Here is a 25,585-nt window from a genome sequence, read left to right on the forward strand (position 1 = left end):
GCGGTTACACCCAGACCGACGCGATGTCGGTGGCGGTGGACGGCGGTGGCGTCGGAACTCCGTTTTCGGTGCGGGAGAATCGCGGTGCCGGACGGTGTTGCGTGACGCCGCCGACGTCGATGAGTGAGTCGCGATCCTTCATGTGCGGGTGGTTCGGAGCTTCGGCGAAGGTGAGGACCGGCGATACGCAGGCGTCGGTGCCGTCGAAGATCGCGGCCCATTCGTCGCGGGTCTTCGACAGGAATGTCGAGGTGAACTTCTCGCGCAGTTCCGGCCAACGCGACTTGTCCATCTGCGATGGCAGATCCGTATCGGAGAGGCCGAGTCCGGTGAGCAGCTGAGCGTAGAACTGCGGCTCGAGCGAGCCGACTGCCATGTACTGGCCGTCGGAGGTCTCGTAGGTGTCGTAGAACGGCGCGCCGGTGTCGAGCAGGTTGGTGCCGCGGTCGTCGCTCCACGCTCCGACTCCGCGCCACGACCAGATCATGTGCGAGAGTGCGGCCGTGCCGTCGACCATGGCCGCGTCGACCACCTGGCCCTGCCCGGAGTTCTGTCGCTCGTAGAGCGCCGCCATGATGCCGAAGACGAGGAACATCGAGCCGCCACCGAAGTCGCCGACCATGTTCAGCGGCGGCACCGGGCGCTCTCCCGCACGGCCGATGGCGTTGAGGACGCCGGTGACGGAGATGTAGTTGATGTCGTGGCCTGCGGTCTGTGCCCAGGGGCCTTCCTGGCCCCAGCCGGTCATGCGGCCGTAGACCAAGCGCGGGTTGCGGGCCAAGGCGTCGTCGGGTCCGAGTCCGAGTCGCTCGGTGACACCGGGGCGGAATCCCTCGATCAGCACGTCGGCGCGCTCGACGAGGCCGAGAACCTTCTCGATGTCGGCGGGGTCCTTGAGGTTCGCCTCGACGATGGTGCGACTGCGCAGTTGATGGTCGTGCGGAGAGACCTGCCCGGCGCGTTGGATGCGAACGACGTCCGCGCCGAGGTCGGCCAGGAGCAGTGCGGCGTGCGGGCCGGGCCCGATGCCTGCGAGTTCGACGACGCGGAGCCCTGCGAGCGGTCCACCAGTGTTCGACACGTAATTTGCCTCGTTCCGACGTTGTGCGCTGCGATTGTGACAGGAGACTAACCTGTACTAGGTCGTCCAAGTAATGTGGGTGTGGATAATAAGGCTGTGACTGCCCCAGAACCCGTCCGTATCGGTACTCCGCTCACTCCAGGGGCGACCCGGGTGATGCTGCTCGGCTCGGGTGAGCTGGGCAAAGAGGTGATCATCGCGTTCCAGCGCCTCGGCGTCGAGGTGATCGCCGTCGATCGCTACGACAATGCCCCTGGCCACCAGGTGGCGCATCATGCATTCACGATCGACATGAGCAACCCCGAAGAGCTTCTGGCGCTGATCGATTCGCAGCAGCCGGACTTCGTTGTCCCGGAGATCGAGGCCATTGCGACGGACGCGTTGGCCGAGGTGGAAGCCAGGGGCCGGACGGTGATCATTCCGACGGCACGGGCGACGCAGTTGACGATGAACCGTGAGGGCATCAGGCGTCTGGCTGCCGAGGAGCTCGGGCTGCCGACGTCGCCCTATGCCTTTGCCGATTCGCTGGGCCAGGTTCGAGAAGCATTGTCCACCATTGGTTTCCCTGCCGTCATCAAGCCCGTCATGTCGTCGTCGGGCAAAGGGCAGTCCGTCGTGCGCAGCGAGGACGATGTCGAGGCCGCGTGGGAGTACGCGTTGAAGGGTGGCCGCGTCGATCTCGGCCGTGTCATCGTCGAGGGATTCGTCGATTTCGATTACGAGATAACTCTTCTGACTGTGCGCGGGGTGGATGGAACAGCGTTCTGCGAGCCGATCGGCCACCTGCAGGAGTCCGGTGACTACGTCGAATCCTGGCAGCCGCAACCGATGTCCGACGCGGCCCTGGCCGGTGCGCGCGATGTTGCCGAGCGAATCACGACGGCACTGGGTGGGAGCGGATTGTTCGGCGTCGAGCTGTTCGTCCAGGGCGACAACGTGTATTTCTCCGAGGTCAGTCCGCGGCCACACGATACCGGCCTGGTAACGCTTCGTACGCAACGGTTCTCGGAGTTCGAGCTCCATGCCCGCGCCGTGCTCGGTCTGCCGATCGACACGGCGCTGCTCTCACCCGGTGCGTCGGCGGTGATCTACGGCGGCGTGGATGCGGACGGCGTTTCCTTCGAAGGCGTCGCCGATGCGTTGGCGGTTGCCGAGACCGACCTGCGCCTGTTCGGCAAGCCGACGAGCTTCGTCAGGCGTCGGATGGGCGTCGCGGTGTCGACGGCGTCGGACATCGAGACGGCACGAAGCCGAGCACGCGAGGCAGCAGGAAAGGTTCGTCCTGTCGTCTGACCCGGCACAGGGCACACTGAGCTCATGAGCGCGCTCGGAGAAATACTGGTCGGCCTGGTGATTCTGGTCGGCCTCGTCGGTATCGTCGTTCCCATTCTGCCCGGCACCATCCTGATCTTCGCTGCCGTCGCTGTCTGGGCGTGGCTCACCGGTGGAGCAGCCGCCTGGACGGTGTTCGCGGTCGCGACGGTGCTGCTGGTACTCAGCGGCGTCGTGAAGTACACGTGGCCGGGTCGGCGCATGCGGGAAGCGGGTGTGCCGATGCGATCGCTGATGATCGGCGGTCTACTCGGCATCGTCGGATTTTTCGTCATCCCCGTCGTCGGGCTGTTCATCGGGTTCATCGCAGGGGTCTACGTCGCCGAAGTACCCAGGCACCGAAACCATTCCGAGGCCTGGCGATCGACCGTGCACGCCACCAAGGCCGCCGGGCTCTCCATACTGGTGGAACTGTTCGGTGCGTTGCTCGCCTCGGCGGTGTGGCTCGGGGGAGCCGTGCTCGTATAGATCAGGAGACGCGATACCAAGCCCGGGCATTGCCGTCGAGCACGGCAGGGAGGTCGCCACCGACAGCGTGGGTGATGATGTCGAGGTCGGTCTCCGAGAACGGACGTGGGGCTCGGGTGCCCGGTAGATCGGTGCCGAACATCAACGCCGCGGGGTTGACTCGATGGATCTGCTGCAGCGTGTCGGCGATGTCGAGATCCACTCGACCGAATCCGGTTGCCTTGACGCGTACTCCGCGGTCGACGAGGTTCAGAAGGTACGGCAACCCCTGAGTGGACAAGCCCAGGTGATCGATGCTGACCGCCGGCAACTTCGCGAGGATGGGTTCGAGCGAGAGCAGCAGGGACGCATCGACGTACAGCTCGGCGTGCCATCCGACCAATTCGTGCACGCGACGTGCCTGCGTGGTGAGCATCTGAACGTCGGTCTCGCCGCGCTTGAGGTTGAATCGCATTCCGCGTACGCCTGCGTCGTGCAGCGCGACGATGTCCTCGTCGGAGCATTCCGGATCGATCTGAGTCACGCCCACCCAGCCGCGTCCCAGAGTCTCCAGTGCTGCCATCAGATAGGTCTGATCGGTGCCCTGGAACGATCCCGAGATCACCGCGCCGCCGGTGATGCCGAGCCCGTCGACGTCGTAGAGGTAGTTCGAGACGGTGTACGGATCGGGCAGGAAACCGTGGTTCTCGATGAGCGGAAACTTCGGGTCGATGATGTGTAGGTGGGCGTCGAACACGGCTCCCAGCATGCCAGCTCACGCATTCGGCGTCGCGGCCACCGTGCTCGGTGTTTGAATTCGAAACATGAAACCGGAGACCACTGTCGTTCTCGACGGATACACCTACTTCGAATGTCCACGTTGGCACGAGGGGAGGGTCTGGGTATCGGACTTCTACTCCCACCGTGTCCTGTCCGCTCTCGAGGACGGGTCCGATGTGCGAGTCGAAGCCGAGGTACCCAATCAGCCGTCGGGCCTGGGTTGGTTGCCCGACGGCCGACTGCTGATCGTGTCGATGCGCGACCACAAGCTGCTGCTGCGCGAGCACGACGGCTCGCTGACGGTGCATGCCGATCTGTCGACGTACGTGTCCGCGAACCTCAACGACATGCTCGTGGACGCGCAGGGCCGCGCGTACATCGGGAACTTCGGGTTCGATCTGATGAACTTCGCCCCCGTCGAGACGGCCGATCTTATTCGCGTGGACCCCGACGGTTCTGCGCACGTCGTGGCCTCGGATCTGTACTTCCCCAACGGGATGGCATTCACCGCGTCGGGCGAACTGCTGGTGGACGAGACGGTCGGCAACCGGGTCAGTGCCTTCGACATCGCCGAGGACGGTTCTCTGGGGGAGCGGCGTGACTGGGCGACGTTCGGCGAACTACCGTCGTCGACAGATATGGCGACGGCCCTGGGCGAGGTGAAGGTGGCCGCCGACGGATGCTGCATCGACACCGACGGCACGATGTGGATCGCCGACGCGCTCGGGCAGCGAGTGCTGCACGTTGCACAGGGCGGGGAGATCCTCCAGCAGCTCGATTTCGATCTCGGGGTCTTCGCCTGCGGACTCGGCGGATCCGACGGCCGCACGCTGTTCGTCTGCGCTGCACCGGATTTCAACGAGCATCAACGCAAAATCGAGACAGAGGGCAAGTTGTTGTCTGTTCGGGTGTAGAGCGCTTCGCGCATGTGCACGAAACTTCGTAGTGGGCTACGAAGTTTCGTGCACATGCGGCGCAGCCGCTCAGGCCTTGTCGGGCTCGGAAGCCTTCAGCATGTCCTCACGCTCGACGACCTTCACGCGCTCGCGGCCCTCGGGCTCACCGAGTGAACGCTCGTGCGCGTCGAGGCGGTACCAGCCGTCCCAGGTGGTGAAGGGAACCTGCTTGCCTTCGAGGAACGATGTGACGGCATCCAGATCAGGCTCGGCCGCACCGACGAAGCTCGGTGCATCCTCGAGCAGGTTGGCGACCGTCTCGTTCGCGTCGCCCTTGGTGTGACCGATGAGGCCGACGGGTCCGCGCTTGATCCAGCCGGTGACGTACGTGGCGGGAACGGGGGTGGTCGAGGACGGGGATTCGACGACGCGTCCGGCCTCGTTGGGGATGGTGCCTGCCTGCTCGTCGAACGGGAGCTGGCTGATGTTCTGGCTGAGGTAGCCGACGGCGCGGTAGACGGCCTGGACGTCCCAGTCGTTGTACTTGCCGGTGCCCTTGACGTTGCCGGTGCCGTCGAGCTCGGTGCGCTCGGTGCGCAGACCCACGACCTTGCCGTCCTCACCGAGTACCTCGCTTGGCGACTCGAAGAAGTGCAGGAACAGCTTGTGCGGGCGGCTGCCGACGTCGCGGATGGCCCAGTCCTGCAGGGTGTTGGCAACCATGTCGATCTGCTTGGAGCTGCGGCGGGCCTGCTCCGAGCCCTCGTCGTAGTCGATGTCCTCGGGGGAGACGATGACCTCGATGTTGGGGGAATGGTCGAGCTCGCGTAGCTCCAACGGGGTGAACTTTGCCTGAGCCGGTCCGCGGCGGCCGAACACGTGCACCTCGATGGCCTTGTTCGCCTTGAGGCCCTCGTAGACGTTGGCCGGGATTTCGGTGGGCAGCAGTTCGTCGCCGGTCTTGGCGAGGACGCGTGCGACGTCGAGAGCGACGTTTCCGACGCCGAGGACGGCGACCTTCTCGGCCTCGAGCGGCCAGGTGCGCGGCACGTCCGGGTGGCCGTCGTACCAGGACACGAAGTCGGCGGCGCCGTAGCTGCCCTCGAGGTCGATGCCGGGGATGTTCAGCGCGCGGTCCGCGTTGGCACCGGTGGAGAAGATGACGGCGTCGTAGAAGCGGCGCAGGTCGTCGAGGGTGATGTCGGTGCCGTAGTCGATGTTGCCGAGCAGGCGAACCTGCGGCTTGTCGAGCACCTTGTGCAGTGCGGTGATGATGCCCTTGATGCGCGGGTGGTCCGGGGCCACGCCGTAGCGGATCAGCCCGAACGGTGCAGGCATGCGCTCGAAGAGGTCGATGCTCACGCCCGGTCCGCTGACATTGTGGTCGGACTTCATGAGCGCGTCGGCGGCATAGATGCCGGCCGGTCCGGCACCGACGATGGCGACGCGGAGTGGACGAGTCTGATCAGTCATGTGCAGCGAGCTACCTTCTTCGAGGGAAGTGCGGACACCCCAGCATAAATTAAGGACAACCTGAGCTGGGGCAGTGGGCAAACTTGCCGGATTTCCCGGTTTCCGGTAGGAATTGCTCTGTGCGCACGACATACCTGGTTCGACGGTTCACCGTCGACTTCTGTCGTACCTGCACCAACATGTGTTGTCGGTGACCTGACCCGACGCCCTTCCCCTCCCTGAACAGGACGGGACCCCTCTCTCGACGGCAGCGTTGCCGCAGATCAGCGCCCTGCCGTGCACGGATTCGAGGACACATGACCACCCTGGAACAGACCGCCACTCTCACGCTCGACAAGCTCGGCCCGTCGTTCGGAGCCGAGGTCATCGGGCTCGACGTCGCGTCGGCGTCCGATGCTCAGATTCATGCCGTACGCCGAGCGCTCGTCGACCACAAGGTTCTGGTGCTGCGCGGGCAGACGCTCGACGACGCGGCACACGTCGAATTCGGCCGTCGTCTCGGCGACCTCACGGCCGGCCACCCGGTACACGACAGCGGCCACGTCGCTCCCGAGGTCTACGCGCTCGACAGTCAGGACAACGGTTTCGCCGACGTCTGGCACACCGACGTCACGTTCATGGAACGTCCGCCGATGGGCTCGATCCTGCGGCCCGTCGTCCTGCCACCGCACGGCGGCGACACCAACTGGGCCGACAGTCAGCTCGCCTACGAGTCGCTGTCCGCACCCGTTCGCCGAATGATCGACGGGCTGACGGCGATTCACGACGGCAACCGCGAATTCGGTTACTACCTCGCGCAGAAGCGCGGCGGAAAAGGGAATGTGTGGGACGGCAAGGAAGTCACCGCGCTGGTTCCCGTCGAACATCCCGTCGTGCGGGTCCATCCGGAAACCGGCCGCAAGGGGCTCTTCGTCAATCCGGGTTTCACCTCGCACATCGTGGGGGTGTCGGAGGCCGAGAGTCGCGGCATCCTGGATCTGCTGTACGCGCACCTGACCAAGCCCGAACACATCGTGCGGCACCGCTGGCGGCTGGGCGATCTGGTGCTGTGGGACAACCGCAGCACCTCGCACTACGCCAATCGCGACTACGGCACCGAGCATCGCAAGATGCACCGCATCACGTTGCGAGGAGACATTCCCGTCGGACCCCGATAGTGCCCGGCCCGTCGGATCGAGGAAGATTGGCCGCATGGCGTCGTGGAGTGAACGTAGGCAGCAGTGGGTCGACAGTCGTGAGGAAGCGCGAAACAACGCGTCGAAGGCCGCTGCCGACTCCGGTGAGCAGCGTCCACCGAACGCGTGGCCGTTCATCATCGCCGCGGGCATCGTCGTGGTTCTGCTCGTCGGCATCTTCGCAGCGTCGAAGTTCGCCCCCGCCGAGAACAACGTGACGCAGGCGCAGCTGCTCACCGACGCCGTCGACGGATTCCTCGAAGCACAGAACACCGGCGATGCGGATCTGTTGCGCGAGAACACCTGCTTCGACCAGGTTGCGCTCCTCGTTCCCGGCGACGACGCGCAGTACCGAACCGATCGAGCAGGCGAGGTCGAGCGCAACGGCGAGACGTCCATCGACGGGGTGCCGTCGGAGTACGAGGTCAACGGCGACCGCGGTGTGGTGAAGGTCCCGCTGAAGGAAGAGAAATCCGGAGTGCAGACCGACGATCAGTGGAAGTTCGTCCGCGTCGACGACAAGTGGCTGGTGTGCAATGTGTGATGGCGTGTGTGATGTCGAAACAGCGAGTGACGGAAGGCTGATCAAGTGACCTACGCAGGTGACATAACCCCGGAAGCTGCCTGGGAGTTGTTGCAGAGCAACCCCGAGGCCGTGCTCGTGGACGTTCGGACGCGCGCCGAGTGGCAGTACGTCGGAGTGCCTGACACGTCCGGAATCGACCGCCCCACGCACTTGATCGAATGGGTCAGCTTCCCCGACGGTGCCCGGAACACGAACTTCGTCGAGGACTTGAAAGCCGCAGGCGTGGATGGCGATCGACCGGTGGTGTTCCTGTGCCGCTCCGGTCAGCGATCCATCGGTGCTGCCGAAGCCGCGACGGCTGCAGGAATCGGTCCGTCCTACAACGTGCTCGACGGTTTCGAAGGTGCCACCGATGCCGACGGTCATCGCGGAGCCACGGGTTGGCGTGCGGTCGGGTTGCCGTGGAGGCAGTCGTGACGAACATTCCGAAAGGCGGCGGATTCGACAAGCCCTTGCCCGAGGGTGTGGGTCAGGGAACGCTGGGAGTTCGCGGCGGTCTGATGCGATCCGGGTTCGACGAGAACGCCGAAGCACTCTATCTCTCTTCGGGTTTCGTGTACGAGAGTGCCGGAGCGGCCGAGCAGGCGTTCACCGGCGACATCGATCATTTCGTGTACTCGCGCTACGGCAACCCGACGGTCAAGATGTTCGAGGAGCGGCTGCGGCTGATCGAGGGTGCCGAGGCATGCTTCGGGACGTCGAGCGGAATGTCGGCGGTGTTCACCGCATTGGGCGCACTGCTGAAGGCCGGTGACCGATTGGTCGCTGCGCGTAGCCTTTTCGGCTCCTGCTTCGTGGTCTGCAACGAGATTCTGCCGCGGTGGGGCGTCGAGACCGTCTTCGTCGACGGCGAAGACCTCGAGCAGTGGGAGCAGGCGCTGTCGGTGCCGACGACGGCGGTGTTCTTCGAGACCCCGTCCAACCCGATGCAGTCGTTGGTCGATGTCCGGCGCGTCTCCGAGCTGGCACATGCTGCCGGAGCAACGGTGGTGCTGGACAACGTCTTCGCGACGCCGTTGCTGCAGCGCAGCCTGGAACTCGGGGCCGACGTGGTCGTGTACTCGGGCACCAAGCACATCGACGGCCAGGGTCGGGTACTCGGCGGGGCGATCCTGGGCTCGAAGGAATACATCGAAGGCCCGGTGCAGACTCTGATGCGGCACACCGGCCCGGCACTGAGCCCGTTCAATGCCTGGACGCTGCTCAAAGGGCTCGAGACGATGCCGGTGCGGGTGCGGCATTCGGTGAATTCCGCGCTGCGGATCGCCGAGTTCCTCGAAGCTCACCCTGCGGTGCGCTGGGTGAAATACCCGTTCCTGCAATCACATCCGCAGTACGCACTGGCGAAGTCGCAGATGTCGGGCGGCGGTACCGTCGTGACCTTCGAACTCGAAGCACCGGAGGGGGAGGGCAAGAAGCGCGCCTTCGAGGTGCTGGACGCGTTGCGTATCGTCGACATCTCCAACAACCTCGGCGACTCCAAGACACTGATCACTCATCCGGCCACCACCACGCACCGCGCGATGGGCCCGGAAGGCCGTGCGGCAGTGGGCATCACCGACGGTGTGGTGCGCATTTCCATCGGCCTCGAGGACACCGAGGATCTGATCGGAGATCTGGACCAGGCTCTGAAGTAGTCGGTGTCAGAGCGTCACCGGTAGCGGCTTGTCGATGAGGGAGTAGTGCGCCGCGTCGCCTGCGACCACCCGGCTCTTCTCTCCGTTGGGGTGTACCGGCACGTCGCCGGCCAAGGTGATGCGTTCGAGGCGGCGGTACTGATCGTCCCAGTCTGCGACGGCGTAGTGCTGGGTGGCGCGGTTGTCCCAGATGGCCACGTCGCCCAGGCTCCAGGTCCAGCGAACAGTGTTCTCCAGCTTGGTCACTCGATTCTGTAGGAGATCGAACAGGGTCTGCGACTCCTTGGTCGACAATCCGATGAAGTTCTTGACGAAGTGACCGAGCAGCAGAGTCTTCTCACCGGTTTCGGGGTGCACGCGGACGACTGGGTGCTCGGTCTCGAAGTAAGTGGACTGGAACTCCTTTCGGTACTCCTCGGTCTTGTCGTTCCGAATCTTCTCTGCAGCAGTCGCCGAGTAGTCGTAGTTGTTCGAGTGCGTGGCCCAGAGGTTGTCCACCAACGCCTTCAACGAATCCGGCAACTGCGCGTAGGCGGCGGTCTGTGAGGCCCACGTGGTGTTCCCGCCGTATTCCGGGAGGCTGACCGCACGCAGGATGGAGGCCTTCGGGATTCGGTCGACGAAGGTCACATCCGAATGCCAGCTGTTGGCCTTGCCGTATTCGGAGTCGATGGCCAGTGTTCTGGTGCCACGTGAGGTGACAGTGGGGTGCGGGGTGGTCGGCGACCCGAGCAATTCGGCGAACGCATACTGGCTTTCGTCGTCGAGGTGGTGCTGGCCGCTGAAGAAGATGACCTTGTGCTCGAGCAGAGCGCGCCGAACGAACTCGACAGTGTTCGCATCGAGATCGCCGCCGAGTCGCACGCCTTCGATGCGGGCACCGAGGTTGCCACCGATCTTGATCGCACGCAGAGCTGTCGTATTCTCGACAAGAGTGTCCACCGACATGTCGATACCTTTCGCTGGTCGAAGACTGCCCGAATTGCACCGGTGCAGTGCGGAATTCAACAAGCTGACCATTGTCGATCGGTCATGTACACAGTTCGATTCACCGTGATCTCAACGCCGCAATCGATCGGTAGCAGTGTCCGTATCTGCGTCAGGGCTCGAAGACGCTGAGCACGGTTCTGAACTTGGCCGTGGTTTCGTTCAGTTCGGCGTCGGGGTCGGAATCTGCGACGATGCCGCCGCCGGCGGTGGCCGTTCCGGACAGTCCGTCCGCCGCGAGTTCGATGCAGCGGATCGTGACCATCCATTCGCCGTCGCCGCTGCCGTCGGTCCACCCGACGGCTCCGGCGTAGAAGCCACGGGAGCCCTCGACGTCTGCGATCGCAGCCATGGCCGCGGCGCGGGGAACCCCGGCGACGGCGGCCGTGGGATGCAGCGCCAGTGCGAGATCGAGCGCCGAGGTCGCGGGATCGGCCAGGGTGCCGACGATCGGCGTCGACAGGTGCCACAGCTGCGGAGTGCTGCTCAGCTGGGGTGACTCGGGCACCTCCAGCGACTCGCAGAACGGCGTCAACGCAGCACGGATCTCGTCGACGACGAATCGGTGTTCGGCCTGATCCTTGGCGCTGGCCGCCAACGCCGCGGAGATGCGTGCTTCTTCGTCGGGATCGGTGGAACGCGCAGCCGTCCCGGCAAACGGATGGCAGCTGACGATGTTGCCGCGCTTACGAACCAACAGTTCCGGGCTCGCGCCGACGATGTGCGTGCCGGTCTTACCTGCGGGCGACAGATTCGCCAGAAAGCCGTTGCCCATCGGATCGCGGGAGACCAACGCGCTCAACACCGAGACAGGCTCGATCGGCGATTCCGCGGTCACCTCGATGGCCCGCGCGAGCACGATCTTCTCGGCTGCACCGGCTTTCAATTGCTCGACGACATCTCGCACTCGCTGCACGTGGACGTCCGGATCGGGAATCTGTCGTGCGACGGTTGCCGCCGGTAGCGGCGGCAGGGTATCGGTTGTCATCCAGGGCCCGTCGAGTCGGTAGAACTCCTCCGGTTCGATCAGGGCGGTGGCGTCGGACATGTCGAAAGGGAGTGCGCCGACGACATTTCGGCCTTCCCGGACCGCGGCCACCGCGTCGGCGACGTCGGGAAAAGCGTGCCGGACACCCAGTCCGACGACGTGGTGATCCTGCCGGGACAGAACGAATTCGAGAGTCATCAGAACGGGTTCTGAGTGCGGCCCACCAGGTCTGCGACGGAATCGAGAACTTTGGTCGGTCGGTACGGGTACTGCTCGACGGACTGGACCGTCGAGATCCCGGTGAGGACCAGGATGGTCTGCAGTCCGGCTTCGAGGCCCGAGAGCACGTCGGTGTCCATCCGGTCGCCGATCATCAGCGTGTTCTCGGAATGCCCGCCGATCGCGCGCAGTGCCGACCGCATCATCAATGCGTTGGGCTTGCCCACGTAGTACGGCTCCTTGCCGGTGGCCTTCGTGATCAACGCTGCCACCGAACCGGTCGCGGGCAGTGAACCCTCACGGGAGGGGCCGGTGGCGTCGGGGTTGGTGGCGATGAAGCGCGAGCCCTTCTCGACGAGGCGAATGGCGGTGGTGATTGCCTCGAACGAATACGTCCGGGTCTCGCCGAGCACCACGTAATCCGGGCTCGAGTCGGTGAGCGTGTAGCCGATGTCGTGCAGGGCGGTGGTCAAGCCGGACTCGCCGACGACATAGGCGCTGCCACCGGGTCGTTGATTGCCGAGGAAGGTCGCGGTGGCCAGAGCCGAGGTCCAGATCGACTTCTCCGGAATGTCCAGACCGGTGAATGCGAGACGTGCGCGCAGGTCACGGGGGGTACGAATCGAATTGTTGGTCAGTACGATGAACGGGATTTCGTTGGCCTGCAGTTCGGCGAGGAACGTGTCGGCACCGGGGATCAGGTGATCCTCGTGGACGAGCACGCCGTCCATGTCCATCAGGTACGTCCACTGCTGAGGCTTCTCGGTTTCGCTCACCCGTCCATTGTGAACTATCGGGTCGTTCCGCTGGCTTCACTCCTGAACTATCGGGTCGTTCCGCAAGCTTCACTCCTGCTGCTAACTCGCCTGCAGTTCCTCGGCACGTCGGGAGTTGGCCCGGTGCTGTTGTCGCTCGCGGGCAGTCGTTCCGCCCCAGACTCCGAACGGTTCGTTGGCGGCCAGTGCGAATCGTCGGCACTCTTCGATGACCCGGCAGCCAGCGCACACCTGCTTCGCGCGGTCCTCCCGTACGCGGCGGGCCGAGCGGCCCTCGCCGGACGGGGAGAAGAAGATCTCCGAGTCCTGGCCGCGGCAGAGTGCGTCGACCTGCCAGCCCCAGGATTCGGCGGCGGAGGAGATTCTGCGTTCGATCATGGCGATTGCGGTGTTGTTCGACGTGGTAGAGCTGTTCGGCATCGTGGCGACCCATTCCTTTCGTCGACGCTGCGCGAGACCCAGCCCGCACAGAACGATTCGCTACCGAAAAGGCTCGCCGCGTCGAGGGTGCGACGCAATGGTTGAAATCAGGGTGATTCGAGGGTCCTGTTCAGGACACGTCGGGGGTGTACCGAAAGAGCGCGTTCAATCGATCGTCCAGCATCAAGAGCGGAAGCAATGCCGCCTGGATCGCGCCGACCGCCGCGGGGAGGTACTCGCCTGCGACGACACACATGAGACTGCCGAGAGCGAACAGTATCAGCGTCATTCGGGGGAGTAGCCACGTCGGCTTCATCGCAGTGTGCCTGACCCCGTGGATAATTGCCGCCACGACCGCCACGAGAATGGTCGCGTGCGCGGTCAGACGTACCAGATCGGACGTGTCGGCTGCTTGGAATGTGCCGATCACGACCAGCGAACCGAGAGAAACGACACTCGCTGCGTTCAGTTGCTGATAGCGCGGCATGTCGCGAAACAAGCCTTACCTCCTCGGTTGCGTGCAGTCGATGGTACCGGCGGGTCAGCTGTTCATCGCAAAGCTCTAGGTCTTCAGGCGATTTCGTAGGTATCGGCTACGCGGTCGGCAACAGCCGATAGTGGACTGCCGCGTCGTGTGTATTCGTGGCATGGTGGCGGTATGACTCGGCCGCTCAGGTTCTCCGCATTCGTCATGAACACCACGTCTCATATCGTGCACGGTGCGTGGCGCAAGCCGGAGGCGGAGCAGACCGATTTCTCCTCGTTGGAGCATTGGGTGTCGTTGGCGAAAGAACTCGAGCGCGGCAAGTTCGATTTCATATTCTTTGCCGATGTCGTGGGACTGTACGACGACTATCAGGGTTCGTGGGAGAAGTTCGTCGAATCCGGATTGCAGATTCCCAGCAACGATCCCACCGTGATCGCGTCGGCGATCGCTTATGCGACAGAGCATCTCGGTATCGCGTTGACGTCGTCGATTCTGCAGGAGCATCCGTTCAACTTCGCGCGAAAGATGTCCACGCTCGATCACGCGTCGGACGGCCGCATCGCCTGGAACATCGTGACGAGTCTGTCGCCGAACGCCTGGCGCAACTTCGGCTTCGGAGATATGGCTCTCCACGAGGATCGATATGCCTGGGCGGACGAGTACGTCGATGTTGTGTACAAGCTGTGGGAAGGGTCGTGGGACGACGGAGCGCTGTTGCAGGACAAAGCATCCGGTCGGCACAGCGATTTCTCGAAGGTGCACAAGATCGATCACGTCGGCGCGCGCTACAGCGTCGAGGGCCCGCATCTCGTGGCTCCATCGCCGCAGCGGACGCCGTTGTTGTTCCAGGCCGGTTCATCTCCGACGGGCCGACGCTTCGCCGCGCGTAACGCCGAGGCCCAATTCATTGCGTCTCCGACACCCGAGGCCGCGCGCTCGCTCATCGCCGACACGCGCCGTCTGGTCATCGAGGCCGGTAGGTCCGTGGGGGACCTCGAATTCTTCCAGGGTCTGTCGTTCGTCATCGGGAGCACCGAGAGCGAAGCTCGACGCAGAGAAGCGGAGTTGGACGAATACGTCGACGACGAGGCGATGATCGCGCACGCTGCGGGTGGGATCGGCATAGATCTGGGCTCCTACGATCTGGACACCCCGATCGGTCAGGTGCAGGGAGAAGGCTCCCAGAGCACGTTGGCGTGGCTCCGCGAGGCGATCACCGATCGAGAACCCACCGTTCGGGATCTGGCGCACATGCGGACTCGGAGCGGGCGGGTGGTGGGAACGCCGGAGTCCATCGCCGATCGTCTCGAACAGTGGCGCGACGCCGGCGTCGACGGGATCAACGTCATCAACTCGACGATCCCGGGCAGCTACGTGGAATTCATCGAACATCTGATGCCGGTTCTTCAGCAGCGCGGGCTGGCGCAACGGGAGTACGGCCGGGGCACCGTCCGACGCAAACTCACCGGCCGGGACAGACTGCCCGCGTCGCATCCGGCTGCCCGATACCGGGGCGCCTTCAGCTGACACCAGGCAGTTCGGAAACGTGGCAAGGGTTGAAATCATCGTGATTTCAACCCGAAAGACCACGCGCACTTGACTTTTCAATCTGAAGTTCTATACATTCCTGTCACCATCCAGAGCGACCGAGAGACCTTGGCTCTACGACGTCGCAGCAACCCCGCCCTCGGGCGTGTGGGTGCTACCGCCAGGACCGATGGAGGAACTGCTGATGAACACCTGTATCCGTACGCCCGCCTGACCGGTTCGCGTACTCACAGTCCACCCTTTCGAAAGGCACCACAGCGATGATCGCTGCCCATCCGCACCGGCGGCTCCGGTGACGCAACTACAGACCTCGCCGAAATCCACCGGTTCGAGCGACACCGCAGAACTGCCGGACGAGCAACTCGTCGTCGCCAGGAAGTGGCATCCGTGGCGTTGGGTGATCAGCATCGCCACCCTGGTCGTGGTCGCTCAGTTCCTGCACGGCTTCGCCACCAATCCGGGATGGGACTGGGGCACGTTCGCCCAGTACTTCACCGCACAATCGGTGCTCTCGGCCCTGTGGCTCACCATCCAGCTCACGTTCTGGGGAACCCTGATCGGCTTCGCTCTCGGTATCGCGCTTGCGGTAGCGAGGCTGTCGAACAACCCAGTGCTGCAGGTGATCTCGTGGTTCTATATCTGGGCGTTCCGGTCCATTCCCCTGATCGTGCAGCTGCTGTTCTGGTTCAACATCGCGTATCTCTACCAAACCCTGTCGGTGGGAATTCCGTTCGGACCCAGCTTCTTCGAGTTCGACGTCAACAACGTCATCAGCGGCTCGACGGCAGCGATCATCGGGCTCGCTCTGCATCAGGCCGCATACTCCGCTGAGATCGTCCGCGCCGGTATCATCTCGGTAGATCATGGACAGCTGGAAGCGTCTGCAGCACTGGGTATTCCGAAAAGTCGAGAGTTCTTCAAGATCATTCTTCCGCAGGCGATGCGGGGGATCTTGCCCAATGCGGCCAACGAGGTGATCAGCCTGTTCAAAGGCACGTCGATCGTCTCCGTCATGGCCATCGCCGAGCTGTTCTACCAGGTTCAGGTCATCTACGGCCGAAGCGGCCGAGTGGTGCCGCTGCTGATGGTGGCCACTGTCTGGTACATCATTCTCACCTCGATTCTCTCGGTGGTGCAGTACTACGTGGAGCGGCACTATGCCAAGGGGGCAGTGCGCACAATCGAACTCACTCCCGTCCAGAAGCTGCGCAAGAAGCTGGCCGAGATCACCCTCGCCCCGCGAGGAGCAACACGATGACCACTCTCGACGCCACCACGTCCACTTCAGAGACCGAGTTTGCAGTGGAGGTTCGTGGAGTGCACAAGTCCTACGGTCCCCTCGAGGTGCTCAAAGGAGTGGACCTCACCGTCCGCCCCGGCGAGGTCACCGCGATCATCGGCCCGTCCGGATCCGGCAAATCGACCCTGTTGCGCATCATCAATCACCTCGAGAAAGTCGAACAGGGGACCGTGCGGGTGGACGGCGATCTGGTGGGCTACAAACGCAGAGGTACCAAGCTGCACGAGCTGAGCAACCGTGAGATTCTGCGTCAGCGTTCGCAGATCGGGTTCGTGTTCCAGAACTTCAACCTGTTTCCGCACCTGACGGTACTCGAGAACGTCATCGAGGCACCGATTTCGGCGCAGAAGCGCAAGCGTGCGGATGTGGAGCCCGAAGCGCTGGCGCTGCTCGAGCGGGTCGGCGTTGCCGCGAAAGCGCACGATTACCCGCGTCGGCTCTCCGGGGGCCAGCAACAGCGAGTCGCGATCGCGCGGGCACTGGCGCTGCGCCCCAAAGTGATTCTGTTCGACGAGCCCACCTCGGCGCTCGATCCGGAGCTCGTCGGCGAGGTGCTCGAAGTCATTCGCGGACTTGCACGCGATGGTGCCACGCTGGTGATCGTCACGCACGAAGTGGGCTTCGCGCGCGAGATCGCCGACACCGTCGTATTCATGGATTCCGGCGTCGTCGTCGAACAGGGATCTCCTGCAACTCTTCTCGATTCGCCGCACCACGAGCGGACCAAAGCTTTCCTCTCCCACGTTCTGTAAACCACCTCACTTCAGCGAAAGACGGACAACACTCATGTCGAAACCATCACGCAGGCTGACGGTCATGGCCGCAGCATTGGCCATCGTGGCGCTCACCGCGACTGCCTGCAGCGAACCGGAGGCCGAGTCGCAGGTCGTCACCGAGGACGGGCAAAGCTTCGACCTCACTCCCGAGCAGACCGAACGAGTGCGAGTCGACAAAGTCGACGAGATCGCAGCGAAAGTGCCACAGGCCATTCGAGACCGAGGAACGCTGATCGTCACCGGCTCGGGCGGGACCGCGCCGCCGCTGCGCTTCTACGCCACCGACGACACCACCATCGTCGGATCCGAGGTCGACTTCTCCTACCTCGTCGGCGACATTCTCGGGCTGGACGTCGATCTGCAAGTTGCCGACTGGTCGCAGAACTTCGTCAAGATCGACTCCGGTGAGAACGACGTGTTCATCTCCAACGTCACGGTCACCGAGGAGCGCAAGGACAAGTACGACTTCGCCACGTACCGGCTCGACAACCTCGCATTCGAGACCCAGAAAGACACCGATTGGAAGGTCGAGAAGCGTCAGGACATCGCAGGCAAGAAGATCGGCGTCGGGTCCGGCACCAACCAGGAGCAGCTGTTGGTGGACTGGAACGAGGCGAACGTGGCCGAAGGTCTTCAGCCGGCGGAGCTGGCCTACTACCAGAACACCTCCGATTACTACCTGGCACTGGGATCCAAGCGCATCGACGGCTATCTGGGCCCGAACCCCTCTGCCGTCTACCACGCAGCAACCAGTGGGGAATCGAAGGTCGTCGGGACGTTCTCCGGAGCCGGTGATGCGTTGCAGGGAGAGATCGCGGTGCTGACAAAGAAGGACAACGGTCTCATCGAGGCCATCCACGAGGCACTACAACATGCCATCGACGATGGCAGCTACCAGCGGGTCATCGATCGGTGGGGCCTGCAGTCCGAGGCTGTATCCGACTCCGTCGTCAACCCGCCCGGGCTGCCTCGTAAGCCCGCGGCGTAGGAACACGGTGAAAGTCGTAGTCGTCGGTGGCGGCATCATAGGAGCGTCGTCGGCGTGGCAGATCGCAGGACGCGGGCACGATGTCACCCTGCTCGAGCAGTTCGGGCCGGGACACAAGAACGGTGCCTCGCACGGCAGTTCACGGATCTTTCGGCATGCTTACGCCGACGACTACTACGTATCACTGGCCGCTCGGGCACACTCGCTCTGGCGCGATCTCGAAACCGCGACCGACACAGCATTGTTGGCTGTCACGGGAGCAGTCGATCATGGAGATCCGGCGACGGTGAATCCGAGGATCGACGCACTGAAGCGGGCTGGGCTCGAGTTCGAGGTTCTCGAACCTGTTGCTGCGCAGCAGCGGTGGCCCGGACTTCGATTCGACACCACAGTGCTGTTCCACGCTGCGGCCGGGCGACTTCACGCCGATCGCAGCGTTGCCGCAGCGATCGAAGCAGCTCGCTCGGGCGGTGCGACCGTCGAATACGAGACGCCGGTGCGTGAGATCTCCGGCTCCGACGTGGTGACGGACACCCGCACCTATGTTGCCGACGTGGTCGTTCTCGCTGCTGGGGCGTGGACATCCGAGTTCGTGCCGCAGGAAGTGATTCCGCCGCTGGTCACCACCCAGGAACAGCCGGCGCATTTCGTACCGTTGCGCCCAGAAATGCAGTGGCCGAGCTTCATTCACCATCCCGGTGCACTTCTCGATACTGCCGGCATCTATGGATTGTCTTCGCCCGACGGTATCAAGATCGGCGAGCATGCCACGGGGCCGGTCGTGAGTCCTCGTACCCGTGGCTTCGTGCCGAACCCGGATGGTGTGCAGCGATTGATCGACTACGCCGGGAAGTGGCTGCCGGGAGTGGACGCGAAATCCGCGGACCCATCGACGTGTCTGTACACCAGTACGCCGGACTCCAACTTCGCTATCACGCGCAGCGGTAACACTGTAGTAGCGGCAGGATTCTCGGGCCATGGCTTCAAATTCGCGCCCGCCGTCGGTGAGGTGGTGGCCGATCTCGTCGACGGATCACGAAGGCAGGGGAGAGCATGAGTGCGACGTTCGAAGTCAATGCCCGCGTCACCGGTGCCGATGATGCACGCCTCCAGTTCGTCAGGATCGGGCAGGACGATCCCCTTGCAACGCCGTTGCTGCAGGAACTGGCGCTCGAATACGCGTCACGATACGGCCGGTCCCCTGGGGAGCAGTATCAGGAGTTGAAGTCGTATCCCGGTCACGAGTTCGAGCCACCCGGTGGGGTTCTGCTCGTGGCCCTGTACGACGGCGTTCCTGTTGCAGGCGGCGCGTATCGGCAGTACGCCGAGGACACTGCCGAGCTCAAACGAATTTGGACGGCGCAATCACAGCGGGGTCGAGGCTTCGGCAAGCGTGTCGTGGCCGAGCTGGAACGCAGCGCACGCGAGCGTGGATATAGCCGGGTCTATCTCACGACGGGCTGGAATCAGCCGGAAGCCGTAGCCCTGTACCTGGCAGCCGGATACACCCCGCTGTACGACCGGAGCTTGCCGTCCAAGACTGTCGGATCGCACCCCTTCGAGAAGAGTCTCGAATGAGATCGCTGCTGTGAGTGCCCCGCCTGCGCCGTCGCTGGGTTCGGGTAGTACGAGGAGCGTTTGCAGAGGCTGTCAGTCGGCTCGGTTGCAGTTGTATTCGAGCGCGGCGGCGACCCAGAATTCCAGTGCTTTCTCGCTTGTCAGCGCATCTGCGTCGACGGTGATCCACCCTCGGCCCATCGAGCGGTCTCGACCCATCACAGCGTGGTGCGCTCCGTCGCGCTGGAGGTATTCGGGTTCATGGACCCCATCCACACGAACCAGCAGCGCACGGTCGTCGGTGCCGACACACACCACCATTTTGTCTCGCACCATGAATGCGAGCCCGCCGAACATCTTCTGCTCGCGCAGACTCTCCTGCTCCGAGAGGATGTCGCGAACGCGGTCTGCAAGAAGTTCGTCGTACGCCATGTCCTCGTACCCCTCCGATGGTCGTTGCCCTCATCGAAGACTTGATCGGGATTGGGCGCAACCGGGATCTCCCTCTGCGCGGCATTCCTTTGGCTTCAGCGCAGGGTCGACCGCAGACAGGGCTGTGCCCTGACGCTGGTGCGGACCGTCATGCGGGTTGTCGTGGTTCCTCGTCGCCGGTGTCGTCGGGTGGGTACAGCACTTCCTCGGGGTGGTGGGCGTGATTGATCAGCCCACGCCGGCGTGGGTCCATTCCGGTGGGTGGATGCCAGAGGGTGCGGCCCGGATATCGATGTCCTGCTGTGGTTTTGGTGGTCGCCCATTTTCCTGGTCCGGTGCCGACGAGGGCGTGGTGCATGTCGCAGCCGAAGGTCAGAGAGTCGATGTCGGTGGGTCCGCCGGTGGTCCAGTCATCGAGGTGGTGGGCTTGGCACCACGTCGCGGGACGGGTACAGGAGGGGAAGCTGCAACCGCGGTCTCGGGCGATGAGCACGATGCGTTGGTCGGCGGAGGCGATCCGTTTGGATCGGCCGAGGTAGAGGGCTCTGCCGTTGTCGTCGAAGATGGTCAGGTAGTGGTGGGCGTGGGAAGCCATACGGATCGCATCGCGGATGGACACGCGGGATCCGGTGGCGGTCATGGCGTAACCGCAGCCGGCTTCGAGGTCTTTCAGGCTCATGGTGACGATGGCGGTGACAGGCAGGCCGCGGTGGGTGCCGAGGGTGCCGGAGGCGAGTTTGTGCCGGAGCGCCATTTTCAGTGCGTCGTGGTGGCGTTCGCGTTGGGTGCGCTGATCCCGAGCGACTCGCGCCGCAGCCGCTGTGTCGGTGTCGGCAATGTCGTCGGGTTCAGGCGCGGTTTCGGACGCTGTGCCGCAACCACATTCGGTACTGTCACCGCAGCCGCTCTCAACGCCGTCGTTGTCACCGCAGCCGCGTTCGCCGTCCCCGTTGCAGTCCGTCCCATCCCACAGGCCTGCATCGCTGGAGCCGGCATCGTCGGGCGTCGGCCTGGGCTGCGGTGGGGCTGCAGCATCCTTACCGGAGGGCTTGTCGCTGTCGTTGTCGTCGCCGGTCTGGTCGCTACGTTCATCCCCGTGGACGACCGATGTCGGGTCGGCTGGATTGTTCACTCCCGGTTTCGCGGCTTTGGAGAACAGGGCTTCGAGGTAGGCGCGTAGTTCGGGGTCGACGCAGAAGTTTCCTTCCGACATCCCGTCGGCACCCTGCTCACCGAGATAGAAGAACGCATCCCGTCGCTTCCGCGGCCTCGGCTTTCCGTTCTTGTTCTTGTCCTTGTCCTCGTCCTCGTCGTGATCGCCGTCGGGGCTGAGGATCGAGTCCAGGTGCGCCACCAACGGCGCGAAATCGTCGGGCCGCCGGGTCGCTGCGTAGCCCACCAACTGCTCTTCAGCGAGGTCCCGGGTCTGCGGGTCCACACTCGACGGCAGATGGCGGAAGAATTCGCGGATCATCTGCACATGCTTGGCATCGAGCAACCCCGCCCGCAACGCAGCAGCAGTGTGCGGCAACAACGCCGGCAGCACTTCACCGGAGAGCGCGGTGCGATCCCCCAACTCCGCGGCCAGGCGCACTCGAGCCCCGGCTGTTCGTGGGGTGATCCGCAACATCCACGCCACCGAACACGGCACCGACCCGGGATACACATCGAGGCCGTGCTGCGCGATCAACTCGTTCAGCCAGGTATACGAATACGCCGTCACCGATCGAGTGAGTGTTTCCATGCGTTGGATCACCGCACGCCGGTCGGCATTCGTCCACGACACCGACCCCTGCCCGGCCAACTCCGCAACCGCGGACTCCACCCGATTCACCAATACCGACAACTCCGGATCGGACACGACAGGGGCAGGCGGCACCGTCTCGATGCCGTCCACCCCTGATCCGCCGTCCCCCGAAAGCATGAACAGAATCTATCGCGACCCACCGACAAGTATTCGAACGCACGTTCCCATGAACGCTCGACTATCGAGACGGCGCAGTGGGAGACGCGTCACCGGTGCCGTGGCCCGTTATGCGGCGGATTACACATGGATTGGAAATGTGACGTTGTCGATTCTGCGTAACGTCGAGTCGCGCCAGCGCAGGTGGGGGCGTTCAATAACGGTCGAGGCCGACGTAACGACCACAGCAGCGTTGCTGGTTTCGATGACGATCGCGCTGCATGTTCGTACCTCCGCCACTCGATTTCGAGTCGGTGCCCGTCAGCTGCGTGTGACCCAATGGGGATGATCGACATGAACGACGCATTTCGCTTGGCCGCCACGTACAGTTCGCCCAAAGAATTGGTCACCCGGCTTCAGTTCGGCACGACGGAATTGTGGCCCGAAGACGTCGACCTACCCACCCGTTGGCGCTACATGGCGGACCTGATCGATTCCGATCGAGGACTGCTCGCCGAATTGGACGGTGCATTGTCTGCACCGGTCGTGGACACGATCGCTGCGACTGCGGAACTGTGCAGACAATCGGCTACCGAGCGTGTGTTCGCGGCCGACTGGATGCTCCTTCGACGTGCCCTGGCATGGCTCGAACGAACCGGTTCCGAAGTCGATCGCGCATTGCTGGCCGTGGGAGACGAGTTGACTTTGATCGGTCTCGATGGAGAGGGACAGGATTTCTCGGTCGCGACTTGGCTGTGCATGGATGTGCTGGATCGTTTCACCGCCGCTGTCGGAACAGTCGGGTATTGGGTGCAACGGCTGAACGTCGACGCGTCGAACATGACCGGGCCGCAGCTCGATTCGAGTCCGACAGGCAGTGAGAGCGCTGAACTGACGGTGGCCGTCTGACAGTCGCGGACCCGTCGTAGCCGAACGCCGACGGTTTCAGCGGAAAGTCACTTGCAGGTCAGCAGCTCACTCGGACGACGTATCCCTTGCGCCTGTGCCGTCGGGCCCTGGGATGACCGTCGATGCGGATCGAATGGCATCGACGATGCTATCTCGGTTCCGATCGATGAACACCTGGTCCCGTGTATACAGCGCGACGTGCTCGTGCGCGGGGCCGTCCTCGGCTGCGATCTTCATGGCAGCGAGCCTGGCGATCACGATGTCAGGCAGTTCGGCACCCCGAGGATCGGGATAGATCGTGAAGATTCGGCGCAACCTGTCGTATCGATCGGTGCCCGGGTTCCACCCTCCGTCGGAGAAGTTCTCGTCGCTGCAGAGAGGCGCGAAACGATAGGCGAAATACGCCAGGTCGTCGATGCGTCGACCGGGCCCCGCTTCGTCGAAATCGATCAATGCGACGGCTGTCGAGCCTTCGAAGACGAAGTTGTACGGAGCTGCATCCCAGTGGCAGATCACCTCCGGGTCGACGCCGTCGGGCAGGTGTCGGGCATGGCCGTCGGGCAGTCGAAGCCCGACGGTGAGGTCGTGCAATCGACATAGGATCCGGGCAGCGCTCTCCAGTGCCTCGACGCTGCGCACGGCGGCCGGCATCGGATAGTTGCCGGCCGTCCCATGCCGATACGTGAGTATCTCTCGGCCACGATCGTCTGTTCCCAACAAGCGCGGTGCGTAGGGAAAACCTTTGCACTCCAGCTGGTTCAGGAGAAAGTGGACGGCCGCCGAGTGGTCTCCCGTCGCTCGACGTACCGTCTCGCCTACCCGATGCACGACGGTCCTGCTCCCTCCGGGCAACGGGATCTCTGTCTCGTCGTTCATGCTTCTACGGTCTCATGACGGGCGGAATTCCTACCCCGGTTGGCAACTGCGCCGACCCTCTCGTAGTATCGGGAAAGTAGGACCATCCAGAGCGACCGAGAGACCTGGCTCTTTGACGTCGCAGCAACCCCCCGGCTCGTCGGGTGAGGGTGCTACCGCCGGGACCGATGGAGGAATACACGTGAATACCCGAGTCGCCTCAGGTTTCGTCGACGGATGCCGTCGTATCCATGTCGATCTGTGCCGTCTGAACGGTTCGACCTGTCGTAGCTGACATTTCGGCTCCGTACTTTTCGACACCACACCTCATCATCTGCACGAACTCCTTCCTGGGCACACGTGGCTCGGACGCGGGACTTCTCGTGCGATCGACCAGATACCGGAGACACCCACGTGTCCACTCGCCCTGTCCTATTGGTGGCCGGAGTAATCGCCGCCACCGCCACACTGCTCGCCGGGTGCGCAGGTAGCGCCACCACCTCGGCTGCCGACGCAGGCCCACCGCAGTCCGGAGGGACGCTGCGTTACGGCCTGTCCGGCGCTCCTACCTGCTCCGACCCGGCTCAGGCAGGTACCAACCAGACGATCTACGTCACCCGGCAGGTGGTCGATTCGCTTACCGACCAGAACCCGGAAACCGGAGAAGTCGAGCCATGGTTGGCCGAGAGTTGGGAAGTCGGTGCCGACGCGAAGTCGTTCACTTTCCAGTTGAAAGACGGTGTGACGTTCAGTGACGGCACCCCGCTCGACGCCGCCGCAGTCAAGGACACTTTCGACGCCATCACCGGCACCCTCGGTGCCGCCAAGGCGCCGCTGGCTGCCAGTTACCTGACCGGATATCAAGGTGCCACCGTCGTCGACCCGCTCACCGTCCGCATCGACTTCTCGGCACCCAATGCGCAGTTCCTGCAGGCGAGTTCGACGCCTCAGCTCGGAATTCAGTCCACTGCGACGTCGGCGCAGTCGGCCGAGTCGCGGTGCTTGGGTACCAACATCGGATCGGGACCGTTCACCTACGTGGACTACCAGCAGGACCGTTCCGTCACCTTGGCCAAGCGAACCGGATACAACTGGGGCTCAGCGGTATTCGGTCACGAGGGCGAGGCATACCTGGACCGTATCCAGTTCACCATCGTGCCCGAGTCGGGTGTACGCACCGGTAGTTTGTCCTCCGACCAACTCGACGCGGTCAGCGACGCGCTACCGCAGGACGCTCCACAGATCGAGGCGACCGGTGGCCGGATCCTGACGGCATCCAACCCGGGCATTCCGTTCGGCATTCAGCCCAACGTCACTCGCGGTGCGCTACAGGACCCCGCCGTCCGGACGGCTCTGGTGCCGGCGATCAACCGTCAGGAACTCGTCGATACCGTCCTCGGACCGGACTTCCGAACGGCGACAGGCACGTTGGCCAGCGCCACGCCGGGGTACGTCGAACTCGCTGACGTCACCTACGATCCCGAGAAGTCGAAGTCGCTCCTCGACGCAGCGGGCTGGGCTCCCGGTGCCGACGGGATCCGCGAAAAGGACGGGCAGAAGCTGAGTTTCAAGGTCATGTACTCGGCCGTGTTCGCCGGCAACCAGGCGATTCTGGAGCTGACCCAGCAGCAATTGCGCGCGGTTGGCGTCGACCTCCAGCTCGAGCTGGTCTCCAATTCGGAGGCGACGGCGCGGCAGGGCACCAAGGACTACGACTCCACGTACTACAACAGCACCCGCGCCGACGGGGACATTCTCCGTACCTCGTTCGCCGTGGACGGCCGGAACTTGAACGCGCGCGGACCGATTCCGGATCTCGATGCATCGTTGGCCGAGCAGCTCTCGACCACCGACGTGGCCGAGCGCAACGAGATCCTCGCAACCGCGCAGCAGCAGGTGCTCGACAACGGTTTGTGGATTCCCACGATCGAGCTCTCACAGGCCGTCGGCGCGGCGTCGAAAGTACAGGATCTGAAGTTCGAGGCCTCCGCTCGCCTGCAGTTCTTCGATACCTGGCTGAGCGGGCAGTAGAG

The 25,585-nt window shown here is 63.7% G+C and carries 26 protein-coding genes and 2 riboswitches; of the genes, 15 read left to right on the top strand and 11 right to left on the bottom strand.

The window, feature by feature from the left end; all coding sequences use genetic code 11:
* Positions 1-4 precede the first annotated feature (4 nt).
* Complete coding sequence (locus tag CH275_RS23875; protein WP_094680658.1) at positions 5-1,081, bottom strand: CaiB/BaiF CoA transferase family protein; 1,077 nt, start codon at positions 1,079-1,081, stop codon at positions 5-7.
* A gap of 96 nt (positions 1,082-1,177) precedes the next feature.
* Here CH275_RS23875 and purT point away from each other — a divergent pair, with 96 nt between their 5' ends.
* Together purT and CH275_RS23885 are read left to right on the top strand one after the other, a co-directional pair.
* Positions 1,178-2,374 carry a formate-dependent phosphoribosylglycinamide formyltransferase gene (gene purT / locus CH275_RS23880; protein ID WP_094680657.1) on the top strand — a complete coding sequence of 399 codons (1,197 nt, stop codon included), beginning with the start codon at positions 1,178-1,180 and terminating at the stop codon, positions 2,372-2,374.
* A gap of 24 nt (positions 2,375-2,398) precedes the next feature.
* A complete protein-coding gene (locus tag CH275_RS23885; protein WP_094680656.1) occupies positions 2,399-2,881 on the top strand; it encodes a DUF456 domain-containing protein in 483 nt (160 codons plus the stop codon).
* Position 2,882: 1 nt separating this feature from the next.
* Here the strand turns inward: CH275_RS23885 and CH275_RS23890 are convergent, their stop codons facing one another.
* Complete coding sequence (locus CH275_RS23890) at positions 2,883-3,629, bottom strand: amidohydrolase family protein (protein ID WP_094680655.1); 747 nt, start codon at positions 3,627-3,629, stop codon at positions 2,883-2,885.
* 55 nt (positions 3,630-3,684) lie between these two features.
* Between CH275_RS23890 and CH275_RS23895 the strand changes: the two genes are divergently transcribed.
* Positions 3,685-4,554, top strand: a complete 870-nt coding sequence (locus CH275_RS23895; protein WP_179276313.1) for an SMP-30/gluconolactonase/LRE family protein — start codon at positions 3,685-3,687, stop codon at positions 4,552-4,554.
* Positions 4,555-4,623: 69 nt separating this feature from the next.
* Here CH275_RS23895 and CH275_RS23900 read toward each other — a convergent pair whose 3' ends face one another.
* On the bottom strand, positions 4,624-6,009 hold the full coding sequence (locus CH275_RS23900; RefSeq protein ID WP_094680653.1) for an FAD-dependent oxidoreductase: 1,386 nt from the start codon (positions 6,007-6,009) through the stop codon (positions 4,624-4,626).
* A gap of 296 nt (positions 6,010-6,305) precedes the next feature.
* On the opposite strand from CH275_RS23900, the gene CH275_RS23905 reads away from it, so the two are divergent.
* From CH275_RS23905 to CH275_RS23920, 4 genes are read left to right on the top strand one after another with little or no spacing between them, the layout of a single operon-like run.
* Complete coding sequence (locus CH275_RS23905; RefSeq protein ID WP_094680652.1) at positions 6,306-7,166, top strand: TauD/TfdA dioxygenase family protein; 861 nt, start codon at positions 6,306-6,308, stop codon at positions 7,164-7,166.
* 34 nt (positions 7,167-7,200) lie between these two features.
* On the top strand, positions 7,201-7,728 hold the full coding sequence (locus CH275_RS23910; protein WP_094617789.1) for an Rv0361 family membrane protein: 528 nt from the start codon (positions 7,201-7,203) through the stop codon (positions 7,726-7,728).
* Positions 7,729-7,773: 45 nt separating this feature from the next.
* A complete protein-coding gene (locus CH275_RS23915) occupies positions 7,774-8,187 on the top strand; it encodes a rhodanese-like domain-containing protein (RefSeq protein ID WP_094680651.1) in 414 nt (137 codons plus the stop codon).
* A complete protein-coding gene (locus CH275_RS23920) occupies positions 8,184-9,407 on the top strand; it encodes an O-succinylhomoserine sulfhydrylase (RefSeq protein WP_179276312.1) in 1,224 nt (407 codons plus the stop codon). Before CH275_RS23915 ends, CH275_RS23920 begins: the two co-directional genes overlap by 4 nt.
* Before the next feature lie 6 nt (positions 9,408-9,413).
* On the opposite strand, the gene CH275_RS23925 is transcribed toward CH275_RS23920, so the two are convergent.
* From CH275_RS23925 to CH275_RS23945, 5 genes are all read right to left on the bottom strand, one after another.
* Positions 9,414-10,355: a TauD/TfdA dioxygenase family protein gene (locus CH275_RS23925; RefSeq protein WP_179276311.1), complete on the bottom strand. Its 942-nt coding sequence runs from the start codon at positions 10,353-10,355 to the stop codon at positions 9,414-9,416.
* Between the two features lie 151 nt (positions 10,356-10,506).
* The gene (locus tag CH275_RS23930; RefSeq protein WP_094680650.1) at positions 10,507-11,580 is read right to left on the bottom strand and encodes an isochorismate synthase; all 1,074 of its coding nucleotides are present in this window, start codon (positions 11,578-11,580) and stop codon (positions 10,507-10,509) included.
* Positions 11,580-12,338, bottom strand: a complete 759-nt coding sequence (locus CH275_RS23935; protein ID WP_068053998.1) for an HAD-IIA family hydrolase — start codon at positions 12,336-12,338, stop codon at positions 11,580-11,582. The genes CH275_RS23930 and CH275_RS23935 overlap by 1 nt, the downstream gene beginning before the upstream one ends.
* Positions 12,339-12,458: 120 nt before the next feature.
* A complete protein-coding gene (locus CH275_RS23940) occupies positions 12,459-12,797 on the bottom strand; it encodes a WhiB family transcriptional regulator (protein WP_373453738.1) in 339 nt (112 codons plus the stop codon).
* Positions 12,798-12,927: 130 nt separating this feature from the next.
* Positions 12,928-13,296: a hypothetical protein gene (locus CH275_RS23945; RefSeq protein ID WP_094680649.1), complete on the bottom strand. Its 369-nt coding sequence runs from the start codon at positions 13,294-13,296 to the stop codon at positions 12,928-12,930.
* A gap of 159 nt (positions 13,297-13,455) precedes the next feature.
* Between CH275_RS23945 and CH275_RS23950 the strand changes: the two genes are divergently transcribed.
* The 6 genes from CH275_RS23950 (at position 13,456) to CH275_RS23975 (ending at position 19,474) form a co-directional block, all read left to right on the top strand.
* A complete protein-coding gene (locus CH275_RS23950; RefSeq protein ID WP_094680648.1) occupies positions 13,456-14,811 on the top strand; it encodes an LLM class flavin-dependent oxidoreductase in 1,356 nt (451 codons plus the stop codon).
* A gap of 103 nt (positions 14,812-14,914) precedes the next feature.
* A riboswitch (SAM riboswitch) is annotated at positions 14,915-15,008 on the top strand.
* 116 nt (positions 15,009-15,124) lie between these two features.
* Positions 15,125-16,090 (top strand): amino acid ABC transporter permease, encoded by a 966-nt coding sequence (locus tag CH275_RS23955; protein WP_094680647.1) that lies wholly within the window; start codon positions 15,125-15,127, stop codon positions 16,088-16,090.
* Positions 16,087-16,884 carry an amino acid ABC transporter ATP-binding protein gene (locus CH275_RS23960; protein WP_094680646.1) on the top strand — a complete coding sequence of 266 codons (798 nt, stop codon included), beginning with the start codon at positions 16,087-16,089 and terminating at the stop codon, positions 16,882-16,884. The genes CH275_RS23955 and CH275_RS23960 overlap by 4 nt, the downstream gene beginning before the upstream one ends.
* Before the next feature lie 34 nt (positions 16,885-16,918).
* Positions 16,919-17,896, top strand: a complete 978-nt coding sequence (locus CH275_RS23965) for an ABC transporter substrate-binding protein (RefSeq protein ID WP_094680645.1) — start codon at positions 16,919-16,921, stop codon at positions 17,894-17,896.
* A gap of 7 nt (positions 17,897-17,903) precedes the next feature.
* A complete protein-coding gene (locus CH275_RS23970; protein ID WP_094680644.1) occupies positions 17,904-18,953 on the top strand; it encodes an FAD-dependent oxidoreductase in 1,050 nt (349 codons plus the stop codon).
* Complete coding sequence (locus CH275_RS23975; RefSeq protein ID WP_094680643.1) at positions 18,950-19,474, top strand: GNAT family N-acetyltransferase; 525 nt, start codon at positions 18,950-18,952, stop codon at positions 19,472-19,474. Before CH275_RS23970 ends, CH275_RS23975 begins: the two co-directional genes overlap by 4 nt.
* Before the next feature lie 72 nt (positions 19,475-19,546).
* Here the strand turns inward: CH275_RS23975 and CH275_RS23980 are convergent, their stop codons facing one another.
* Positions 19,547-19,885 carry a TfoX/Sxy family protein gene (locus tag CH275_RS23980; RefSeq protein WP_094680642.1) on the bottom strand — a complete coding sequence of 113 codons (339 nt, stop codon included), beginning with the start codon at positions 19,883-19,885 and terminating at the stop codon, positions 19,547-19,549.
* Positions 19,886-20,033: 148 nt separating this feature from the next.
* On the bottom strand, positions 20,034-21,809 hold the full coding sequence (locus CH275_RS23985; RefSeq protein WP_094680679.1) for an HNH endonuclease signature motif containing protein: 1,776 nt from the start codon (positions 21,807-21,809) through the stop codon (positions 20,034-20,036).
* Between the two features lie 333 nt (positions 21,810-22,142).
* Between CH275_RS23985 and CH275_RS23990 the strand changes: the two genes are divergently transcribed.
* On the top strand, positions 22,143-22,697 hold the full coding sequence (locus tag CH275_RS23990) for a hypothetical protein (RefSeq protein ID WP_143546867.1): 555 nt from the start codon (positions 22,143-22,145) through the stop codon (positions 22,695-22,697).
* A 66-nt stretch (positions 22,698-22,763) separates the two neighbouring features.
* On the opposite strand, the gene CH275_RS23995 is transcribed toward CH275_RS23990, so the two are convergent.
* Positions 22,764-23,573 carry a phosphotransferase gene (locus CH275_RS23995; RefSeq protein ID WP_094680681.1) on the bottom strand — a complete coding sequence of 270 codons (810 nt, stop codon included), beginning with the start codon at positions 23,571-23,573 and terminating at the stop codon, positions 22,764-22,766.
* A 79-nt stretch (positions 23,574-23,652) separates the two neighbouring features.
* A riboswitch (SAM riboswitch) is annotated at positions 23,653-23,747 on the top strand.
* Between the two features lie 219 nt (positions 23,748-23,966).
* Here CH275_RS23995 and CH275_RS24000 point away from each other — a divergent pair.
* Entirely contained in the window at positions 23,967-25,583 is a 1,617-nt protein-coding gene (locus CH275_RS24000) for an ABC transporter substrate-binding protein (RefSeq protein WP_094680682.1), read from the top strand.
* The last annotated feature ends 2 nt before the right edge of the window (positions 25,584-25,585 follow it).

The sequence above is a fragment of the Rhodococcus sp. 06-235-1A genome (assembly GCF_002258785.1).
Taxonomy (GTDB): domain Bacteria; phylum Actinomycetota; class Actinomycetes; order Mycobacteriales; family Mycobacteriaceae; genus Rhodococcoides.